Raw genomic sequence first — 17387 nt, 5'->3', positions numbered from 1 at the left:
GGCACACTGTCCGCCACGCCGCCCGCCCAAAGGACCGACATGCCTCTGAGCCACCCCCGCCGCTCGGCCCTGGCCGACCAGGTGATCGCCGAGCTGCGCCAGCAGATCTCCTCCGGTGAATGGCCCGTGGGCTCCCGCATCCCCACCGAGAGCGAGCTGGTCGAGCAGCTGGGGGTCGCCCGCAACACGGTCCGGGAGGCGGTCCGCGCCCTCGCGCACAACGGGCTGCTCGCCATCCGCCAGGGCTCGGGCACCTATGTCCTCGCCACCAGCGAGCTGGCCGGGGTGATGCACCGCAGGTTCGCCCAGACCGATCCGCGGCACATCGCGGAGCTGCGGGCCACCCTGGAGTCCGGGGCGGCCGGGCTCGCCGCCGAGCGCCGCACCGAGCGGGACCTGGCCCAGCTGGAGTCGCTGCTCGGGCGCCGGGACGCGGCCTGGGAGGCACGGGACCTGGAGGCCTTCGTGACCGCCGACGCCAGCTTCCACCTCGCGGTGGTGGCCGCCTCGCACAACGAGGCGCTGAGCGCGATGTACGCCGACCTCGGCGAGGTGCTGCGCGCCTGGCTGCGCGAGGACGTGGGCGAGGACCTGGCGCCGGAGGCCCTGATGAGCCACCGCCCGCTGGTCGAGGCGATCCGGGACGGCGACTCGGTCACCGCCGCCGCCGAGGCCGCCCACTACCCCCTGCAGTGCCGCAGCACCGTCGCCGCCCTCGGCCACCCGGCGGCCGGCGTCACGGGCTGAACCCGGCAGCCCCGTACCTCCGCTCAGCGCTGGTGGCTGACCCAGGCCGCGCGGACCTCCTTCCAGCAGCGCCCGTCGAGCCGCACCGTCCGCGCGGGCCCCGCGGCCACCGCCGCGCCGTCGCTGTCCACGTCCCACCAGCGCGCGCACTCCAGATGCAGCCGCAGCCGGTCGGTCTCGGGGTACGGGTTGTGGCAGTCGGCGACGGTACGCGGGCCCGCGGTGCGCAGCCGGCACTCGGCACCGAAGGGCGCCTCGGCCCGGGCGGCGGGGCGGGGGTCGAGCCGGGGCACGGTGTCGCCCGGCAGCGCGAGCAGCAGGGCGAGTCCGGCGAGGACGGCGGCGGTGGCCTCGGCGTGCCTGCCGCGGGCGGGCGTCCTGCCCGGCGGGGGCGGGGGCGGGTTCGGGCCCACAAGGGAACCTCCTCGGCCGTACTGCGGCAGGACGCTCGGCGCCGCCGCGGCTGCACCACAAGGGGAAACCGCTCGGAAGATCCGTGCCCCCAGCCTGCGCCGGACGGCCGCCCGCCGCCGCCCCGCCTGGCCCGAACGGGCGACGCCCCGCCCGGGCCGCACAGGGCGGCCGGGCGGGGCGTCGGAGGGTTCCGGGGTCAGGCGCCGATCATGTGCACGCCGCCGTCGACGTGCACGATCTCGCCGGTGGTCTTCGGGAAGAAGTCCGAGAGCAGCGCGACCACGCCGAGGCCCGCGGGCTCCGGGTCGGCCATGTCCCACTCCAGCGGGGAGCGGGTGTTCCAGACGTCCGCCAGCTCGCTGAAGCCGGGGATCGACTTCGCGGCCATCGAGCCGATCGGGCCCGCCGAGACCAGGTTGCAGCGGATGTTCTGCTTGCCCAGATCGCGGGCGAGGTAGCGGCTGGTGGCCTCCAGGGCCGCCTTCGCCGGGCCCATCCAGTCGTACTGCGGCCAGGCGAACTGCGCGTCGAAGGTCAGGCCGACCACCGCGCCGCCCTGGTCCATCAGCGGCAGGCAGGCCATGGTCAGCGACTTCAGCGAGTACGCCGAGACGTGCATGGCGGTGGCCACCGACTCGAAGGGGGTGTTCAGGAAGTTGCCGCCCAGCGCGTCCTGCGGGGCGAAGCCGATGGAGTGCACGACGCCGTCGAGGCCGCCGAGCTTCTCGCGCACGATGCCCTCGACCCGCGCGAGGTGCTCGTCGTCGGTGACGTCCAGCTCGATGACCTCGACCGGCTTCGGGAGCTTCTTGGCGATGCGCTGGGTCAGGGTGGGCCGCGGGAAGGCGGTCAGGATGATCTCGGCGCCCTGCTCCTGAGCGACCTTGGCCGTGTGGAAGGCGATGGAGGACTCCATCAGCACTCCGGTGATGAGGATGCGCTTTCCGGCGAGGATTCCGCTCATGGCGTTCAGTGACCCATGCCCAATCCGCCGTCAACGGGGATGACGGCTCCAGTGATGTACGAGGCGTCGTCGGAGGCGAGGAACCGCACCACGGCGGCGACCTCGGCGACCGTGGCGTACCGGCCGAGGGGCACCTGCGAGACGATCGACTCGCGCTGCTCGTCGGTGAGCGCGGCCGTCATGTCGGTGTCCACGAAGCCCGGGGCGACGACGTTGAAGGTGAGGTTGCGGGAGCCGAGTTCACGGGCGAGGGAGCGCGCGAAGCCGACCAGACCCGCCTTGGACGCGGCGTAGTTGGCCTGCCCCGGCGAGCCGAGCAGTCCGACGACGGAGGAGATGAGGACCACGCGGCCCTTCTTGGCGCGCAGCATGCCGCGGTTGGCGCGCTTGACCACCCGGAAGGTGCCGGTGAGGTTGGTGTCCACCACGGAGGTGAAGTCCTCCTCGGACATCCGCATCAGCAACTGGTCCTTGGTGACACCGGCGTTGGCGACCAGGACCTCGACGGGACCGTGCGCGGTCTCGATCTCCTTGTAGGCCTGCTCCACCTGTTCCGCGTCGGTGATGTCGCACTTGACGGCGAGGAAGCCGGCCGGCGGCTCACCGGAGCGGTACGTGATGGCGACCTTGTCGCCGGCGTCCGCGAAGGCACGGGCGATGGCGAGGCCGATGCCCCGGTTTCCTCCGGTGACGAGAACCGAGCGGCTCAACGGATCACCCTTTCACTAGCGGTCTGGTACCCGAAACCTATCGGTTGGCCCGCAGGTCGAGGCAATCGGCCACCCGACAGTGGCTGCTCGGCCGCGCTGTCGGATCCCTACAGAAACCCCGCGGCCGCCGCCCGGCGAAAGAGGTGGTCAGCGGGGGCCGCGCACGACATGATCGGTTGCGGACTCCTCGGGTCCGCGCCCCGGTGCGCCCCTCGCGGCGGGGCACCGGCCCGCACCCGGAACGTGCCCCTTCGAGTAGGAGAGACCGTGCCCCATCAGGTGGACGAATCCTTCACGGCGCTGCCCCTGCGGGCGCTCGCCGACGCGGCCCTGGCCCGCGCCCGCGCGCTCGGCGCCGACCATGCCGACTTCCGTTTCGAGCGGGTGCGTTCGGCCGGCCTGAGACTGCGCGACGCACGCCTCGCGGGCTCCTCGGACACCACCGACCTGGGCTACGCGGTCCGCGTGGTGCACGGCGGCAGCTGGGGCTTCGCCTCCGGTGTCGACCTGAGCATGGACGCCGCGGCCCGGGTGGCCTCGCAGGCGGTGGAGATGGCGAAGCTCTCGGCGCAGGTCATCAGGGCCGCGGGGTCGGACGAGTTCGTGGAGCTGGCCGAGGAGCCGGTGCACGCCGAGCGGACCTGGGTCTCCGCGTACGAGATCGACCCCTTCACGGTGCCGGACGAGGAGAAGACCGCGCTGCTCGCCGAGTGGAGCGCCCGGCTGCTGGCCGCCGAGGGCGTGGCGCACGCCGACGCCACCCTGCGCACGGTCCACGAGAACAAGTTCTACGCCGACACCGCGGGCACCGTCACCACCCAGCAGCGCGTGCGGCTGCACCCGGAACTCACCGCCGTCGCGGTGGACTCCGCCAGCGGCGAGTTCGAGTCGATGCGCACCCTCGCGCCGCCCGCGGGCCGCGGCTGGGAGTACGCGCGCGGCACCGGCTGGGACTGGGACGGCGAACTGGAGCGCATCCCCGGGCAGCTCGCCGAGAAGATGCGCGCGCCCAGCGTGCGGCCGGGCCTCTACGACCTGGTGGTGGACCCCTCGAACCTCTGGCTGACCATCCACGAGTCGGTCGGCCACGCCACCGAGCTGGACCGCGCCCTCGGCTACGAGGCCGCCTACGCCGGCACCTCCTTCGCCACCTTCGACCAGCTCGGGAAGCTGAGGTACGGCTCCGAGCTGATGAACGTCACCGGGGACCGCACCGCCGAACACGGCCTTGCCACCATCGGCTACGACGACGAGGGGGTGGCCGCCCAGTCCTGGGACCTGGTCAAGGACGGCACCCTGACCGGCTACCAGCTCGACCGGCGCATCGCGAAGCTGACCGGCCTGGGGCGCTCCAACGGCTGCGCCTTCGCGGACTCCCCCGGCCGGGTCCCGGTCCAGCGGATGGCGAACGTCTCGCTGCGCCCGGACCCGGCGGGGATGTCCACCGAGGAGTTGATCGGCGGGGTGGAGCGCGGCATCTACGTGGTCGGGGACCGCTCCTGGTCGATCGACATGCAGCGCTACAACTTCCAGTTCACCGGCCAGCGCTTCTACCGCATCGAGAACGGGCGCCTCGCCGGCCAGCTGCGCGATGTCGCCTACCAGGCGACCACCACCGACTTCTGGGGCTCCATGACGGCCGTCGGCGGCCCCTCCACCTATGTCCTCGGCGGCACCTTCAACTGCGGGAAGGCGCAGCCCGGTCAGGGCGCGGCCGTCTCGCACGGCTGCCCCTCGGCCCTCTTCAGGGGCGTCACCATCTTGAACACCGCACAGGAGGCCGGGCGATGAGCAGGACCATCCGTACGCAGACCCCGCACGAGACCGTCGAGCGCGCCCTCGCCCTCTCCCGCGCCGACGGCTGCGTGGTGATCGCCGACGAGGCGTCCTCGGCCAATCTGCGCTGGGCGGGCAACGCGCTGACCACCAACGGCGTGACCCGCGGCCGCACCCTCACCGTGATCGCGACGGTGGACGGCGCCGAGGGCACCGCCTCCGGGGTGGTCTCGCGCTCCGCGGTCACCGGCGAGGACCTGGAGGCGCTGGTGCGGGCGGCGGAGGCGGCGGCCCGCGCGGCCGGGCCCGCCGAGGACGCCCAGCCCCTGGTCGAGGGGACCCCGGCCTCGCCGGACTTCACCGAGCCGCCCGCCGAGACCACCTCCGCGGTCTTCGCGGACTTCGCCCCGGCGCTCGGCGAGTCCTTCGCCCGCGCCCGGGCAGGCGGCCGCGAGCTGTACGGCTTCGCCCACCACGAGATGGTCACCAGCTACCTCGGCACCTCCACGGGGCTGCGGCTGCGGCACGACCAGCCCAACGGCACCCTGGAGCTGAACGCCAAGTCCCCCGACCGCAGCCGCTCGGCCTGGGCCGGCCGCGCCACCCGCGACTTCCGGGACGTCGACCCGGCGGAGCTGGACGCGGAGCTGGCGGTCCGCCTCGGCTGGGCCGAGCGCCGGGTGGAGCTGCCCGCGGGCCGGTACGAGACCCTGCTGCCGCCGAGCGCCGTCGCCGACCTCCTCGTCTACCAGATGTGGTCCTCCGCGGCCCGGGACGCCGCCGAGGGCCGGACCGTCTTCTCGCGCCCCGGCGGGAGCACCCGGGTCGGCGAGCGGCTCAGCCCGCTGCCGCTGACCCTGCGCAGCGATCCGTACGAACCGGGCCTGGAATCGGCGCCGTTCGTGCTCGCGCACTCCTCCGGGGACGACTCCTCGGTGTTCGACAACGGCATGCCGCTCGCCCGTACCGACTGGATCCACGAGGGAGAGCTGGCCCGGCTGACCACCACCCGGCACAGCGCGCGGCTGACCGGGCTGCCGCTCGCGCCCCCGGTCGGCAACCTCGTCCTGGACGGTGGCGGCACCCGCTCGCTGACCGAGATGGCCGCCGCCACCGAGCGCGGGCTGCTGCTGACCTGCCTCTGGTACATCCGCGAGGTGGACCCGGCGACGCTGCTGCTCACCGGGCTGACCCGGGACGGGGTCTACCTGGTGGAGAACGGCGAGGTCACCGCCGAGGTGAACAACTTCCGCTTCAACGAGTCGCCGGTGGACCTGCTCGGCCGGGCCACCGAGGCGGGCCGCAGCGAGCGGACCCTGCCCCGGGAGTGGAGCGACTGGTTCACCAGGGCGGCCGCTCCCCCGCTGCGGGTGCCGGATTTCCATATGAGCTCGGTCAGCCGGGGCGTATAACCTCGTACGCGGCGGCGGTCCGGCGAGCGGACCGGACCGGTGGACAGCAGCAACCTAGGAGACGCGACAAGGTGACGGACATCGTCGACGAGCTGAAGTGGCGGGGCCTGCTGGCCCTCTCCACCGACGAGGACGCATTGCGCAAGGCGTTCGCGGACGGCCCCGTCACGTTCTATTGCGGCTTCGACCCGACGGCGCCCAGCCTGCACCTGGGCAATCTGGTGCAGATCCTGACCATGCGGCGGATCCAGCGGGCGGGCAACCGTCCGCTGGGCCTGGTCGGCGGCGCCACCGGGCTGATCGGCGACCCGAAGCCGACCTCGGAGCGCACCCTGAACGACCCCGAGACGGTCGGCGACTGGGTGGGCCGCCTGCGCGCGCAGATCGAGCCCTTCCTCGACTTCGAGGGCCCGAACGCCGCGCTGATGGTCAACAACCTGGACTGGACCTCGGGCCTGTCCGCGATCAGCTTCCTGCGCGATGTGGGCAAGCACTTCCGGGTCAACAAGATGATCGCGAAGGAGGCCGTCGCCCGGCGGCTCAACTCCGACGCGGGCATCAGCTACACCGAGTTCAGCTACCAGATCCTCCAGGCCATGGACTTCCTGGAGCTGTACCGGCGCTACGGCTGCACCCTGCAGACCGGCGGCAGCGACCAGTGGGGCAACCTCACCGCGGGCACCGACCTGATCCACCGGGTCGAGGGCGCCCCGGTGCACGCGCTCGGCACCCCGCTGATCACCAAGGCGGACGGCACCAAGTTCGGCAAGACCGAGTCGGGCACCGTCTGGCTGGACCCGGAGCTGACCACCCCGTACGCCTTCTACCAGTTCTGGCTGAACGCCGACGACCGGGACGTCCCGGGCTTCCTGCGGATCTTCAGCTTCCGCTCCCGCGAGGAGATCACCGATCTCGAGCGGCAGACCGAGGAGCGCCCGCAGGCGAGGGCGGCCCAGCGCGCCCTGGCCGAGGAGCTGACCACCCTGGTGCACGGCGCCGACCAGACCGCCGCGGTGATCGCCGCCTCGAAGGCGCTCTTCGGCCAGGGCGAGCTGGCGGAGCTGGACGAGGCCACGCTCACCGCGGCCCTCTTCGAGCTGCCGCGCATCCGGGTGGCGGCGCCGGCCCCCGTGGTGGACCTGTTCGCGGAGGTCGGGCTCGTGCAGAGCAAGTCCGCGGCGCGGCGCACCGTGAAGGAGGGCGGCGCCTACGTGAACAACGCCAAGGTCACCGCCGAGGACGCGGTGCCGGGGACCGGGGACCTGCTGCACGGCAGGTGGCTGGTGCTGCGGCGGGGCAAGAAGAACCTCGCGGCGGTGGAGATCACCGGCTGAGGCCTCGGGCGCACGAGTGACGAGAGGGCCGGTAGCGCGTTCCGTACGCGGTACCGGCCCTCTCGCACGTGCACCCGGGTGCGCCCGCTGCCACGGCGGCGGGCGCACCGGGGCCCGCTCAGGCCCGTGAACGCCCTTGCCCGGCGCCCTTGTTGCGGTGCATGGCCAGCCAGGCCATCTCGCCGAGCCAGACCAGGAGCACCGCGCCCGCGAGCTGGAAGGCATGGCGCCACCAGTCGATGCCGGCGGTGGTGTCCACTCCGGCCCAGCGGGCGACCGCGTTGCCGAGCACGGCACCGCCGATACCCAGGATCGTCGTCATCCACAGGGGGATCTGCTGCTTACCGGGGATGATGGCCTTCGCGATGAGACCGAGCACGAAGCCCACGATGATGGCCCACAACCAGCCCATGTCGCCTCCTCAAGGTGGCGCTCTCGACGCATGTGGTGCCAGTGTCGGCCGATACCTCCTCGGGCGCATTCCGGGAGGCGGCGTACGGACGGCCCGCGGCGCCCGTACGGCACCGGCCACGGTGCGGCGTGATGCGGACGAAGCGGCGCCCCGGTCTCGAATGCGGGCGGTACGCGGCGTACCGTGGTGCTGTTCGGGCCGTCGCGCGGTTCGGGCTGTGGGCAGGTCCGGGCGAGCGACGGCAGGTGAGGTCATCCATGCGCAGGCAGCAGAACAGCCCTCAGGTCTTCCGCATCACGGGCGCACGGCAGGGCCTCGCGGAGGATGTGCGCGGCAGGCAGCGCCGGTACGTGATCTCGATGGGCGTGCGCACGGTCTCCGTCATCCTCACCGCCGTGCTCTGGGACGTGCAGCGCCACATCGCGGTCGTCTGCCTGATCCTCGGGGTGCTGCTGCCGTACGCGGCCGTGGTCATCGCCAACGCGGGCCGCGAGAACGCCCCCGTACTCCCCAAGACCGTTCTGCCGCCGCCGAGTCGGCCCATGCTGGGTACGGTGATCCCCCGCGAGCCGACCGCCTCGGCGCCTCCCGCCGGGGCCTCGATGCCGGGTGCCGCAGCGCCCGGGACGGCGGCCGAACCGCACTGAACGGGGCCTGACCGGGGCCTCGACCCGAGCTGAACAGGGCTTTACCGGGGACCCTTGTCCAGCTCAAGAAAAGCTCAGATCAATGTGGTTGTTGGGGGGGTCGGCGCAGGGCACCCCGTGACATACTTCTTGAGCGCTCCGCATCCCCCGTCGGAGCGACTGACCGACGCCGGGCAGCTCCCCCCGTGGCTGCCCGGCGTCGCCGCGTTCCGGGGCGGCAGAGCCCCTGGTGCCCCCGCGCGGCGGAGGCCGTCACGGGGGCACCAGGGGCATGGGGGCATGGCACCGGCGCCTCGCAGTGCCGGAGGACCGCCGGTCGTGCCGCCGGTCAGAAGTGGATGTCCTGCACCCAGCCCCAGCGCTGGGCGTTCGGGACGTAGACCTTGGTCCAGCCCGCGTTGCGCTCGGCGGTCCGGTGGACGTGCCAGCCGGGCTTGACGTTGCCGATGACGAAGCGGTTGGCGGCGTCGCGCAGGGTGCCCTTGCTGCGGATCTCCTGGCGGTCGTCGACCACGGTGCCGGGCGCGACCCGGAAGTCGACGGTGCGGTAGTGGTCCGCCTCGACGGCGCTGCGGCCCTCCAGGATCCGCTGCGGCACCGGCTCACCGGCCGGGTAGGAGCTGTCCGGGGTCGGGAAGGGCTCGCCGCCGATCGAGGTGCCGATGCAGGTCGGGTCGACAAAGCCCCACCAGGCGTGCGTCGAGCTGCTGCGGTGCTTCTTGTCGCTGATCATCGCGTAGTTGCCGTTGACGTTGTAGCGCCAGGCGACGACCTCCCCCGGGGCGATGCGCCAGGCCGGGTCGTTCCCGATGACGCCGTCCTTGGGGTAGTTCTCGTACACCCGGCAGTCCTTGGCCACGGTGTAGTCGAGGATCAGGGCCACATCGCGGGCCGCGGTGGCCTGCGGGGCCGCCGTGACCGTGAAGGCCGCGCCCGCGGCCAGACCCAGAACCGATGTGCGCAGCGTCCACCGACGCACGCGTCCGAGAGTCGTACCGGCAGCCATACCGTTCCTCCTTGGGCGTTCGCTTGACCGGAGCATGACACACCTTGCTCAGAAGAACCCTACTGTACTTCTGACTCTCCGGACGCCCACCTACGGGCCGTGAACACCTGACCCGAACCAGAGCGCTCAAACCCGGGGGCGGGGAACTGCGGGAGCCTCGGCGCAGGCTCAGGAAAAGCTCAGATCAATCGCGAAGTTCCGCCGCACCCCGAGGAATCCCCCATGCCATACTTTCCCGCGCTCCGCGTCCCCCGTCGGAGCGAAGAACCGCTACCGGGTATGTCCGGTACGGGGTCTCATGCGGGCACGTCCGTGGTGAGGGGGTGAGATGGATGGATGATCGTCAGGAGAAGTCGCCCAAGTCCTGGACCGGCGCCGAGAAATGGCAGGTCTGGCTCGGGCTGCTCGGCTTACTCGTAGCGATCACGGGATGTGTGGGGCAGTTCGTCCAGTAGGGCGCCCACCCATGAGACGGTCGAGACCGGCGCTGCACACGCAGCGAGTCCGGTCGAAGCTTGGGCGACCGGACTCGTGACCACTGCGCGGAGGGCCTCGCTCTGGCAGGAGCGGGGTCCTCCGCCGTGAGCGGTGGCAACCGTCCACGGCACCGGTAAGGCTACCGCGCCGAGCGCCTCCGGCGAGGAGGTAGGTGACATTCTTGTTCCCCCTTCCGCACGGCTCGGCTCCCCCGCCCCACCGCCCCTGGTGACCGCCGGGCCCCGCCCGCGCTCCTCTAGGCTTGCCGCGTGAACCTCCCGCTCTCCCCCGAGGAATCGCCCGCCGACCCGCAGTGCTCGGCCAAGGGCTGCCGCGCCGACGCCGTCTGGGTGCTCGCCTGGAACAACCCGAAGCTGCACACCCCCGAGCGCCGCAAGACCTGGCTGGCCTGCGAGGAGCACCGGGCGCACCTCTCGTCCTTCCTGGACGTACGCGGCTTCCTCAAGGACGTGGTGGCGCTGGAGGAGTGGGAGGCCACCGACTCCTAGGGCCCTCCTCCGCTCTCCGCGCCGACCGGGCGAAGGGCGCAACCGCCGTGCGCCCGGCGGGAGTTCAGCCGCCGATGGCGGACATCGGGCGCTCGGGCTGGAGGAAGGACGGGTCGTCGAGTCCGGAGCCCGCCTTCTTGCCCCACATCGCCTTGCTCCAGAGCGCGGCGAGCTCCGCGTCCTCGGCGCCGGTGCGCAGGGCCGCGCGCAGATCGGTCTCCTCGGTGGCGAAGAGGCAGGTGCGGATCTGGCCGTCGGCGGTGAGCCGGGTGCGGTCGCAGGCCGCGCAGAAGGGCCGGGTCACCGAGGCGATCACCCCGACGCGGCCCGGGCCGCCGTCCACCAGCCAGCGCTCGGCCGGGGCGGAGCCGCGCTCCCGCTCCCCCTCCGGGGTCAGCGTGAACCGGCGCCGCAGGGAGACCAGGATGTCCTCGGCGGTGATCATCCCGCTGCGCTGCCAGCCGTGCTGGGCGTCCAGCGGCATCTGCTCGATGAAGCGCAGCTCGTAGGCGTGGGCCAGGGCCCAGTCGAGGAGTTCGGGTGCCTCGTCGTCGTTGAGGCCGGGCATCAGGACCGCGTTGACCTTCACGGGGGTCAGTCCCGCCTCGTGGGCCGCGCGGAGGCCGGCGAGGACGTCGTGGTGCCGGTCGCGGCGGGTGAGGGTCTTGAAGACCTCGGGGCGCAGGGTGTCCAGGGAGACGTTGACCCGGTCGAGGCCCGCCTCGCGCAGCGCGCTCGCGGTGCGGGCGAGGCCGATGCCGTTGGTGGTGAGGGAGAGCCGGGGGCGCGGGGTGAGCGCGGCGGCCTCGGTGAGGATGGCGGTGAGCCCGGGACGGAGCAGGGGTTCGCCGCCGGTGAAGCGCACCTCGGTGATGCCGAGCCGCTCCACCGCGATCCGTACCAGGCGGACGATCTCCTCGTCGGTCAGCAGGTCGGGCTTGGCCAGCCACTGCAGGCCCTGCTCGGGCATGCAGTAGGTGCAGCGCAGATTGCAGCGGTCGGTCAGCGAGACGCGCAGATCGGTGGCGACCCGCCCGTAGGTGTCGGCAAGCAGTGCGGGCCCCCTTCCCTGGAAACCGGTGTGGTGCCGGGCTCTGGTGTCGAGCGTACGTGACCGCGGTGGTACTCCCCGGGTACGCGTCTCCGCTGACGGAACCGCATCTGCCGCCCCCGGTCGGGCCGGGAGCGGCAGATGCGGTCGTGCGGGAGCCTCAGTGGGCGCCGGTGCCGGTGAGGGAACGGACCTCCAATTCGGCGTACTTGGCGGTGTCCGGCTCCTCCTTGGACAGGACGGTGCCGAGCCAGCCGAGCAGGAAGCCGACCGGGATGGAGATCAGGCCCGGGTTCTCCAGCGGGAACCAGTGGAAGTCGACGTCCGGGAACATCGAGGTCGGCTTGCCGGAGACGACCGGCGAGAAGAGCACCAGGCCGACCGCGGTGACCAGTCCTCCGTAGATCGACCAGAGGGCGCCCTGGGTGGTGAAGCGCTTCCAGAAGAGGCTGTAGAGGATGGTGGGCAGGTTCGCCGAGGCGGCGACCGCGAAGGCGAGGGCGACAAGACCCGCGACGTTGAGGTCGCGGGCGAGGGCGCCGAGGCCGATGGAGACGATGCCGATGAGCACGGTGGCGTACCGGGCGGCCCGCACCTCCTGCTTCTCGGTGGCCTGGCCCTTCTTGATCACGTTGGCGTAGATGTCGTGGGCGAAGGAGGAGGACGAGGCCAGGGTCAGTCCGGCGACCACCGCGAGGATGGTGGCGAAGGCGACCGCCGAGATGGAGGCGAGCAGGATCGCGCCCCAGGTCGAGTCCACCCCGCCGAGATGCAGGGCGAGCAGGGGCGCCGCCGTGTTGCCCGCCTTGTTGGAGGCGATGATCTCGTCGGGTTTGATCAGTGCGGCGGCGCCGAAGCCGAGCGCGATCGTCATCAGGTAGAAGACACCGATGATGCCGATGGCCCAGTTGACCGACTTCCGGGCGGCCTTGGCGGTGGGCACCGTGTAGAAGCGGATCAGGATGTGCGGCAGTCCGGCGGTGCCGAGCACCAGGGCGATGCCGAGCGAGAGGAAGTCGAGCTTGGTGGTGGAGTCGATGCCGTACTTCAGGCCCGGCTCCAGGAAGGCCGAGTGCTTGCCGCTGTTGTCGGCGGCCGAGCCCAGCAGGTCGGAGACGTTGAAGTCGAACTTCAGGAGCACCAGGAAGGTGATCAGCAGGGCGCCCGCGATCAGCAGGACCGCCTTGACCATCTGCACCCAGGTGGTGCCCTTCATCCCGCCGATGGTGACGTAGACGATCATCAGCACGCCGACCAGGGCGACGATGCCGACCTTGCCCGCGTCGCTGGTGATGCCGAGCAGCAGCGAGACCAGCACGCCCGCGCCCGCCATCTGGGCCAGCAGGTAGAAGATCGACACCACGATGGTGGAGGTGCCGGCGGCGGTGCGCACCGGGCGCTGGCGCATCCGGTAGGCGAGGACGTCGCCCATCGTGTAGCGGCCGGAGTTGCGCAGCGGCTCGGCGACCAGGAGCAGGGCGACCAGCCAGGCCACCAGGAAGCCGATGGAGTAGAGGAAGCCGTCGTAGCCGAAGAGGGCGATGGCGCCCGCGATGCCGAGGAAGGAGGCCGCGGACATGTAGTCGCCGGAGACGGCGAGGCCGTTCTGGAAACCGGTGAACTGCCGTCCGCCCGCGTAGAAGTCGGCCGCGTCCTTGGTCTGGCGGCCCGCCCACACGGTGATGACGAGGGTGGCCAGGACGAAGACCGCGAAGAGCGAGATGATCAGCGGCCGGTGCTCGCTTGCCTCACCCGCGGCGAGGGTCATTGCCGGGCTCATGCGCCGCCCTCCATCCGGGACTTGATCGCCTCGGCCCTCGGGTCGAGCTTGGCCGCGGCGTGACGGGAGTACCACCAGGCGATCAGGAAGGTGGTCAGGAACTGGGCGAGGCCGAGCACCAGGGCGACATTGATGTTGCCGAAGAGCTTGGTGCCCATGAAGTCGCCCGCGTAGTTCGACAGCAGGACGTAGAGCAGGTACCAGGCGACGAAGGCGACCGTCAGCGGGAAGGCGAAGGAGCGGTGGGCGTGCCGCAGTTCACGGAATTCGGCGCTGGCCTGCACCTCGGCGAACTCCTCTGCGGAGGGCAGCGGAGGCCTGCTGCCCGGGCCGCCCTTCGACGGCGGTGGTGGTTCGGTGGCCACGGCTTCTCCTCGCGGTGCGGCACAGGGGTACGTACGGATATCGGCGGGGCGGCGGGCGGGCCGGGGCCGGGGGCCCTGGCGCGGACGCACGCCCCGGGGCGGCGCAGTGAGCTGGATCACGGAACCGTCTGGCGATGTTAGGGCTCTACGGCGTGATCCAACAGGGGGTGGGGGACAGCTCCTCGCAGCTGTTCGATCCGGGCGGGCCCGAGCGGCTTTCGGCCGGACGTCCTGTTTTCTTCCGGGATTCCGTTGCTGGCCAGCGAGGACGGAGATAGCTTCACCCTGACCTTTCGGTCATGTACCTGCCCGGGCAGCATCCTGTTCGGGCCCCTCCAAGTCCGGATGATGTGGAGACCCCACCCCATGACGCATCGCCGTTCCAGACGCGGCCTGGCACTCGCCGTGCCGCTCTCGCTGGCGTTCACCGCGGCCCTCACCGGCGCGCTGCCCTCGGCGGCCTCCGCCGGTCAGGCCCCCGCGACCGCCACCACCGGGGCGAAGGGCCCCGAGCTCGCCTACGTCGTCAACACCTGGCCCGGTCACGGCACGGCCGCCAGGGTGAAGAAGGCGATCACCGCGGCCGGCGGCACCGTCGTCGTCGCGCACGAGAAGATCGGCGTGATCGTCGCCCACTCGGCGGCGGACGACTTCGCCCCGCGGCTGCGCGAGGTACCCGGCGTGCAGTCCGCCGGTGCCACCCGCACCACCCCGCTCACCCCGGCCGCCACCACCGAGGAGGGCGCGCCCCAGTACCTGCCGAAGGGCGCCGCCGCCCGGGCCCGCGCCGCCGAGGGCGCCGAGCCGCTCGAAGCCGACCAGTGGGACCTGCGCGCGATAGGCGCCGACAAGGCCGCCCGCGTCAACCCGGGCAGCCGCAAGGTGACCGTCGGCGTCATCGACACCGGTGTGGACGACACCCACCCCGACCTGGCGCCCAATTTCTCCGCCGCCCAGTCCGCCAACTGCGTGGGCGGCAAGGCCGATACGAGCCCCGGCGCCTGGCGCCCGTACAACCCGGACGAGGACTACCACGGCACCCATGTGGCCGGTGAGATCGCGGCCGCCCGCAACGGCGTCGGCGTCGCCGGAGTCGCCCCCGGCGTCAAGGTCGCCGGTATCAAGGTGAGCGACCCGGACAACGGGCTCTTCTACCCCGAGAACGTCGTCTGCGCCTTCGTCTTCGCCGCCGACCACGGCATCGAGATCACCAACAACAGCTACTACGTGGACCCTTGGCTCTACAACTGCCTGGCCGACCCCGACCAGAAGGCCATCGTCGAGTCGGTGAACCGGGCGCAGCTCTACGCCCGCGGCAAGGGCACGCTCAGCCTCGCCTCGGCCGGGAACTCCAACCACGACCTCGCCTCGCACGAGATCCTGGACGAGTCGAGCCCGGACGACTCCACCCCGGTGCCGCGCACCGTCGACCCGCACAAGTGCCTTGACATCCCCACCCAGTTGCCCGGTGTGGTCACCGTCAGCGCGACGGGTGTGCAGGACCTCAAGTCGTACTACTCCAGTTACGGCAAGGGCGTGATCGACATCGCGGCGCCCGGCGGCGACAAGTACCAGATCCCGGACACCCCGGAGAAGAACGGCCGCATCCTCTCCACCCTCCCCGGCGGCAAGTACGGCTATCTGCAAGGCACTTCGATGGCGTCCCCGCACGCCGCGGGCGTCGCCGCGCTGCTGAAGTCGGCCCACCCGCGGGCCACCCCGGCCCAGCTCCAGTTCCTCCTCGCGGCCCAGGCCGACAACCCCGGCTGCCCGACCGAGCCCTACGACCCGGACGGCAACGGCACCGTCGACTCCACCTGCGAGGGCGGCAAGCGGGTCAACGGCTTCTACGGCCACGGAATCGTGGACGCGCTCGACGCGGTGCGCTGACCGGGCGGGGCGCGTAGCGCGCGCCTTCGCGCCTCCGGCGCTTCGGGCCTTGGGTCTCGGGTCTCGGGTCCCTGGCCTTGGGTCTCGGGCCTCGGGTCCCTGGCCTTGCGTCTTGGACCTGGGGCCTTGGGGCTTGGGGCTTGGGGCTCGGACGCGGTTCGGGAGGGGTGCGGCTGGACCTGGCATCCGGTCGGCCGCACTCCTTGCGTCCGCGGCGCCCCTCCCACCCCGGCCCCCTCACCGCCGTGCCGCTCCCACCGGCCTGCCGACCCCGTCGGCCGGTCGGCTCACCGGTCCCCCCGCGGACTCACCGCCTCACCCCCTTCACCCCCTACGGAGAAGCCATGTCCCGTCCCCTGATCCGCTCCCGCAGAACCGCCGTACCGCTCGGCGTCGCCGTCGTCTCCGCGCTCGCCCTGTGGCCCGCGGTCAGCGCCTCCGCCGCGCCCGCGCCGGTGCCGAGCGCCACCGAGGCGAAGGGCGCCGCCGCCGAGGGCACCCTCAGCTATGTCGTCAACATCCGCCCCGGGCACGGGCCTTCGGCCGCCCTGCGCAAGGCGATAGCCAAGGCGGGCGGCACCGTCGTCGCCTCCTACGACCGGATCGGCGTCGTCGTGGCGACCTCCGCCGACCCCGCCTTCGCCGAGACGGTCCGCGCGGTACGCGGCGTGCACTCGGCCGGGGCGACCCGTACCGCCCCGCTGCCCGCGCAGTCCACCACCGACGTCGGCACCCCGAAGGTGCTCACCGAGAAGCAGACCAGGGCGCTCGCCGCCGAGGCGGAGCCGGGCCAGGACCCGCTGGAGCCGCAGCAGTGGGACCTGCCCGCCATCAAGGCGGACAAGGCGCACAAGAAGACCCTCGGCAGCGACCGGGTCACCGTCGCCGTCCTGGACACCGGGGTCGACGACACCCACCCCGACATCGCGCCCAACTTCGACCGCGCGGGTTCCGTCGACTGCGTCGACGGCAAGGCCGACACGGCGGACGGCGCCTGGCGCCCGAAGAGCGGCGAGAGCCCGCACGGCACCCATGTCGCGGGCGAGATCGCGGCCGCCAAGAACGGCGTCGGCGTCACCGGTGTCGCGCCGGGCGTGAAGGTCTCCGGCATCAAGGTCGGCAACCCGGACGGCTTCTTCTACGCGGAGGCCGTGGTCTGCGGCTTCGTCTGGGCCGCCGAGCACGGCGCGGACGTCACCAACAACAGCTACTTCACCGACCCCTGGTACTTCAACTGCGTCGCCGACCCGGACCAGAAGGCGCTGGTCGAGGCGATCACCCGGGCCACGCGCTACGCGGAGAAGAAGGGCGCGGTGAACGTCGCCGCCGCGGGCAACGAGAACTTCGACCTGGCCGCCGAGGAGCTGGTGGACCCCTCCAGCCCGAACGACACCACCCCCGGCGAGCGCACCGTCGACCCCTCGGAGTGCTTCGACATCCCGACCCAGCTGCCGGGCGTCGTCACCGTCGCCTCCACCGGAGCCAAGGGCCTCAAGTCCTCCTTCTCCAACCACGGCCTGGGCGTCGTCGACATCGCCGCGCCCGGCGGCGACTCCACCGCCTACCAGACCCCCGAGCCGCCCGCCACCAGCGGGCTGATCCTCGGCCCGCTGCCCGGCGGCAAGTGGGGCTACATGGCCGGCACCTCGATGGCCTCCCCGCATGTCGCGGGCGTCGCCGCCCTCATCAAGTCCCGCCACCCCTACGCCCCGCCCGCCCTCGTCAAGGCCCTGCTCTACGCCGAGGCGGACGCGGTGCCCTGCACCGACCCGTACGACATCGACGGCGACGGCAAGATCGACGCGGTCTGCGAGGGCGGCAAGAACCGGAACGGGTTCTATGGGGTGGGCGTGGCGGACGCGCTGGACGCGGTCCGGCGGTAGGCGGGGGCTG

The 17387-nt window shown here is 72.1% G+C and carries 17 protein-coding genes; 9 read left to right on the top strand and 8 right to left on the bottom strand.

Annotation, left to right across the window (positions count from 1 at the left end; all coding sequences use genetic code 11):
* The first annotated feature begins 39 nt into the window (after nt 1–39).
* On the top strand, nt 40–747 hold the full coding sequence (locus MID12_RS27235; protein ID WP_040254750.1) for a FadR/GntR family transcriptional regulator: 708 nt from the start codon (nt 40–42) through the stop codon (nt 745–747).
* A 23-nt stretch (nt 748–770) separates the two neighbouring features.
* On the opposite strand, the gene MID12_RS27230 is transcribed toward MID12_RS27235, so the two are convergent.
* The 3 genes from MID12_RS27230 to fabG form a co-directional block, all read right to left on the bottom strand.
* Nucleotides 771–1160, bottom strand: a complete 390-nt coding sequence (locus MID12_RS27230) for a hypothetical protein (RefSeq protein ID WP_052482655.1) — start codon at nt 1158–1160, stop codon at nt 771–773.
* A gap of 197 nt (nt 1161–1357) precedes the next feature.
* Complete coding sequence (fabI, locus tag MID12_RS27225; protein ID WP_040254748.1) at nt 1358–2125, bottom strand: enoyl-ACP reductase FabI; 768 nt, start codon at nt 2123–2125, stop codon at nt 1358–1360.
* Nucleotides 2126–2130: 5 nt separating this feature from the next.
* Nucleotides 2131–2835: a 3-oxoacyl-[acyl-carrier-protein] reductase gene (gene fabG, locus MID12_RS27220; protein WP_040254745.1), complete on the bottom strand. Its 705-nt coding sequence runs from the start codon at nt 2833–2835 to the stop codon at nt 2131–2133.
* Between the two features lie 267 nt (nt 2836–3102).
* Here fabG and MID12_RS27215 point away from each other — a divergent pair, with 267 nt between their 5' ends.
* The 3 genes from MID12_RS27215 (at nt 3103) to tyrS (ending at nt 7357) form a co-directional block, all read left to right on the top strand.
* Nucleotides 3103–4626, top strand: a complete 1524-nt coding sequence (locus MID12_RS27215) for a TldD/PmbA family protein (protein ID WP_040254743.1) — start codon at nt 3103–3105, stop codon at nt 4624–4626.
* Nucleotides 4623–6023, top strand: a complete 1401-nt coding sequence (locus MID12_RS27210; protein ID WP_040254741.1) for a metallopeptidase TldD-related protein — start codon at nt 4623–4625, stop codon at nt 6021–6023. Before MID12_RS27215 ends, MID12_RS27210 begins: the two co-directional genes overlap by 4 nt.
* 71 nt (nt 6024–6094) lie before the next feature.
* Entirely contained in the window at nt 6095–7357 is a 1263-nt protein-coding gene (gene tyrS, locus MID12_RS27205; RefSeq protein WP_040254739.1) for a tyrosine--tRNA ligase, read from the top strand.
* Between the two features lie 118 nt (nt 7358–7475).
* Here the strand turns inward: tyrS and MID12_RS27200 are convergent, their stop codons facing one another.
* Entirely contained in the window at nt 7476–7769 is a 294-nt protein-coding gene (locus MID12_RS27200; RefSeq protein WP_040254737.1) for a GlsB/YeaQ/YmgE family stress response membrane protein, read from the bottom strand.
* Nucleotides 7770–8026: 257 nt separating this feature from the next.
* Here MID12_RS27200 and MID12_RS27195 point away from each other — a divergent pair, with 257 nt between their 5' ends.
* Entirely contained in the window at nt 8027–8416 is a 390-nt protein-coding gene (locus tag MID12_RS27195; protein WP_040254735.1) for a DUF3099 domain-containing protein, read from the top strand.
* Nucleotides 8417–8744: 328 nt separating this feature from the next.
* Here the strand turns inward: MID12_RS27195 and MID12_RS27190 are convergent, their stop codons facing one another.
* Entirely contained in the window at nt 8745–9422 is a 678-nt protein-coding gene (locus MID12_RS27190) for a hypothetical protein (RefSeq protein WP_145945178.1), read from the bottom strand.
* Nucleotides 9423–9754: 332 nt separating this feature from the next.
* Between MID12_RS27190 and MID12_RS27185 the strand changes: the two genes are divergently transcribed.
* Nucleotides 9755–9877 (top strand): hypothetical protein, encoded by a 123-nt coding sequence (locus tag MID12_RS27185; protein WP_257786953.1) that lies wholly within the window; start codon nt 9755–9757, stop codon nt 9875–9877.
* Nucleotides 9878–10168: 291 nt separating this feature from the next.
* Entirely contained in the window at nt 10169–10408 is a 240-nt protein-coding gene (locus MID12_RS27180; RefSeq protein ID WP_040254730.1) for a hypothetical protein, read from the top strand.
* 64 nt (nt 10409–10472) lie between these two features.
* On the opposite strand, the gene moaA is transcribed toward MID12_RS27180, so the two are convergent.
* The 3 genes from moaA to MID12_RS27165 all read right to left on the bottom strand — a co-directional run bounded on the left by moaA (nt 10473) and on the right by MID12_RS27165 (nt 13604).
* Nucleotides 10473–11462, bottom strand: coding sequence for a GTP 3',8-cyclase MoaA (gene moaA, locus MID12_RS27175; protein WP_040258391.1), 990 nt, complete (start codon nt 11460–11462; stop codon nt 10473–10475).
* A 157-nt stretch (nt 11463–11619) separates the two neighbouring features.
* A complete protein-coding gene (locus tag MID12_RS27170; protein WP_040254729.1) occupies nt 11620–13239 on the bottom strand; it encodes a cation acetate symporter in 1620 nt (539 codons plus the stop codon).
* On the bottom strand, nt 13236–13604 hold the full coding sequence (locus MID12_RS27165; protein ID WP_040254727.1) for a DUF485 domain-containing protein: 369 nt from the start codon (nt 13602–13604) through the stop codon (nt 13236–13238). The genes MID12_RS27170 and MID12_RS27165 overlap by 4 nt, the downstream gene beginning before the upstream one ends.
* A 366-nt stretch (nt 13605–13970) precedes the next feature.
* Here MID12_RS27165 and MID12_RS27160 point away from each other — a divergent pair, with 366 nt between their 5' ends.
* Both MID12_RS27160 and MID12_RS27155 read left to right on the top strand, forming a co-directional pair.
* Nucleotides 13971–15494, top strand: a complete 1524-nt coding sequence (locus tag MID12_RS27160; RefSeq protein ID WP_263171421.1) for a S8 family peptidase — start codon at nt 13971–13973, stop codon at nt 15492–15494.
* Nucleotides 15495–15838: 344 nt separating this feature from the next.
* On the top strand, nt 15839–17377 hold the full coding sequence (locus MID12_RS27155) for a S8 family peptidase (protein WP_263171418.1): 1539 nt from the start codon (nt 15839–15841) through the stop codon (nt 17375–17377).
* Nucleotides 17378–17387 lie beyond the last annotated feature (10 nt).

Source organism: Streptomyces sp. SCSIO ZS0520, assembly GCF_025643355.1.
In the GTDB taxonomy this organism is placed as follows: domain Bacteria; phylum Actinomycetota; class Actinomycetes; order Streptomycetales; family Streptomycetaceae; genus Streptomyces; species Streptomyces physcomitrii.
This window is presented reverse-complemented; position numbering and strand designations above follow the sequence as displayed.

Bases quoted from the DNA above. Each gene is read 5' to 3' on its own strand.
- MID12_RS27235 (WP_040254750.1), top strand. From the start codon at position 40: ATGCCTCTGAGCCACCCCCGCCGCTCGGCCCTGGCCGACCAGGTGATC.
- fabI (WP_040254748.1), bottom strand. From the start codon at position 2,125: ATGAGCGGAATCCTCGCCGGAAAGCGCATCCTCATCACCGGAGTGCTG.
- MID12_RS27210 (WP_040254741.1), top strand. From the start codon at position 4,623: ATGAGCAGGACCATCCGTACGCAGACCCCGCACGAGACCGTCGAGCGC.
- MID12_RS27200 (WP_040254737.1), bottom strand. From the start codon at position 7,769: ATGGGCTGGTTGTGGGCCATCATCGTGGGCTTCGTGCTCGGTCTCATC.
- MID12_RS27195 (WP_040254735.1), top strand. From the start codon at position 8,027: ATGCGCAGGCAGCAGAACAGCCCTCAGGTCTTCCGCATCACGGGCGCA.
- MID12_RS27190 (WP_145945178.1), bottom strand. From the start codon at position 9,422: ATGGCTGCCGGTACGACTCTCGGACGCGTGCGTCGGTGGACGCTGCGC.
- MID12_RS27185 (WP_257786953.1), top strand. From the start codon at position 9,755: ATGGATGATCGTCAGGAGAAGTCGCCCAAGTCCTGGACCGGCGCCGAG.
- MID12_RS27170 (WP_040254729.1), bottom strand. From the start codon at position 13,239: ATGAGCCCGGCAATGACCCTCGCCGCGGGTGAGGCAAGCGAGCACCGG.
- MID12_RS27160 (WP_263171421.1), top strand. From the start codon at position 13,971: ATGACGCATCGCCGTTCCAGACGCGGCCTGGCACTCGCCGTGCCGCTC.
- MID12_RS27155 (WP_263171418.1), top strand. From the start codon at position 15,839: ATGTCCCGTCCCCTGATCCGCTCCCGCAGAACCGCCGTACCGCTCGGC.